This is a genomic window from Vibrio sp. 10N.222.46.A1, assembly GCF_041473595.1.
In the GTDB taxonomy this organism is placed as follows: domain Bacteria; phylum Pseudomonadota; class Gammaproteobacteria; order Enterobacterales; family Vibrionaceae; genus Vibrio; species Vibrio tasmaniensis_A.
On sequence record NZ_JBFRSN010001421.1, the window covers coordinates 1 to 2,139 of the forward strand.

Consider the following 2,139-nt stretch of genomic DNA (forward strand, 5'->3'; position numbering starts at 1 on the left):
GTAGAAGAGCATAACGCAATGGCACAGTTATGGATTGACCAAGGCGTAACCCCTGAGTTGGCTAATTCAGTTGCGCGTTTGTCTAGCTTGTACTCGGCACTGGATATATCCACAGTAGCTCGTGAGACGGGTAAAACAGTACAACAAGCGTCGAAGCTTTACTTCAACCTTGGCGACCGTTTGTCTCTGCACTGGTTCTTGAAGCAAATCAATGGTCAAGCTGTAGATAACAACTGGCAAGCGCTGGCACGTGCAGCATTCAGAGAAGATCTGGATTGGCAGCAACGTCAGCTAACTGGCCAAGTGCTTAACTGCGGTTGTGCTTCAGACATCGATGTGATTAAAGCGCTTGATGATTGGATGGAAAGTAACTCTGTTTCTCTACATCGTTGGGAAAGTATCCTCAATGAATTCAAAGTAGGTTCGGTTCATGAGTTTGCCAAGTTCTCAGTAGCACTTCGTGAGTTGATGTTATTGAATCTAAACTGCATGTCGACAGATTAGTGATTAGATAAAACGAAAGACACAAGGGCAGGCCATAAGGTCTGCCTTTTTCGTTTCTATAAAGTGGCATCAATCGATCTGACGATTTTTGACGGACCCACTTCTTTTGACGGACCCACTTCGTGGACACCTTGCTTGTTGTTAAAAGAGTGGGTGGCTGTAATATGGTAGAGACTAGAAATGAGTAAACTGACTGCTGAAACGATAACGTTTGCTTAATAAAGAACCTCATTCGCTAACAAACTCGATTATCTTACCCTTACAGACAGTAATAGATTGAATAGTTGAGTAAATAAGTAAATAATATCGCCCCGTTTACACGGGGCTTTTTTCTATCGGAGGCACAATGCTCTACCGTCTAGCCAGAACTGGCTTTTTCCAACTTGATGCCGAAAAGGCACATGATCTTGCAATTCAAAATTTCAAACGCTTCACAGGCACTCCTATTGATCTTTTGTATCGCCAACAATTACCTAATCGACCTGTAGAATGCATGGGTCTTACTTTTAAAAACCCAGTTGGCCTAGCGGCTGGCCTAGATAAAAACGGCGAATGTATTGATGCATTTGGCGCAATGGGTTTTGGTTTCGTTGAAGTAGGAACGGTAACTCCTCGTCCACAAGCCGGTAATGACAAACCACGTCTGTTCCGTCTTGTTGAAGCTGAAGGTATCATCAACCGCATGGGGTTCAATAACCTAGGCGTCGACAATCTTATTGAGAACGTTAAGAAGTCGAACTATGACGGCATCTTAGGTATCAACATCGGTAAGAACAAAGACACACCAATTGAAAAGGGCGCTGAAGATTACTTGATCTGTATGGAGAAGGTATATCAATACGCTGGTTACATTGCTGTGAATATCTCTTCACCAAATACTCCAGGACTTCGTTCTCTACAATACGGCGAAGCTCTAGACGATCTATTGTCTGAACTTAAAACAAAACAATCTGAACTAGAAGAGAAGCATGGTAAATATGTTCCTCTTGCTCTTAAGATTGCTCCGGATCTAAGTGATGACGAAATTAGCCAAATTTGTGAATCATTGATCAAAAATAAGATCGATGGTGTGATCGCAACAAACACAACATTGGATCGTTCAATCGTTGAAGGCATGAAACATTGCGATGAAGCGGGTGGCCTAAGTGGACGTCCGGTTCAATCTCGCAGTACTGAAGTGGTTCGTAAACTTCACGAAGAACTTGGTGACGCATTGCCGATCATTGGAGTAGGTGGCGTTGACTCTTACGTTGCTGCAAAAGAGAAAATGATGGCAGGCGCGAAGCTTGTACAAGTTTACTCTGGTTTCATCTACAAAGGCCCAGGTCTTGTAGGCGACATCGTTAAAAATTTATAGTCCCCGAAAACCAGAGCTTTTATAAACCCAGAGCTTTTAAAAACAGAGTTATCAAAAAGATTTGGTTTTTTTTAGGAAAGCTATAATTTGGCATCGTCTTGCTAAAAGAGACACTGTAACTCACTGAGTTGTAGACAGAAGCGATAAGAAAGAGGAATTCATTTCCTCTTTTTTTTTGCCTATTGCTCAGTAAAATTACTGTAATTGAAGGTAATTTTGCGTTTTACCTAATGGAATGGTTCAACAGTGTGAGACGAAATGATGCTTAAACCTAGCGA

At 42.0% G+C, this 2,139-nt stretch carries 1 protein-coding gene and 1 pseudogene; both read left to right on the forward strand.

What is annotated here, in order from left to right; all coding sequences use genetic code 11:
• Positions 1 to 504: pseudogene (locus tag AB4496_RS27045) on the forward strand (NAD-glutamate dehydrogenase); the annotation flags it as partial.
• Between the two features lie 346 nt (positions 505 to 850).
• A complete protein-coding gene (gene pyrD, locus AB4496_RS27050; RefSeq protein WP_009846660.1) occupies positions 851 to 1,861 on the forward strand; it encodes a quinone-dependent dihydroorotate dehydrogenase in 1,011 nt (336 codons plus the stop codon).
• Positions 1,862 to 2,139: the final 278 nt, after the last annotated feature.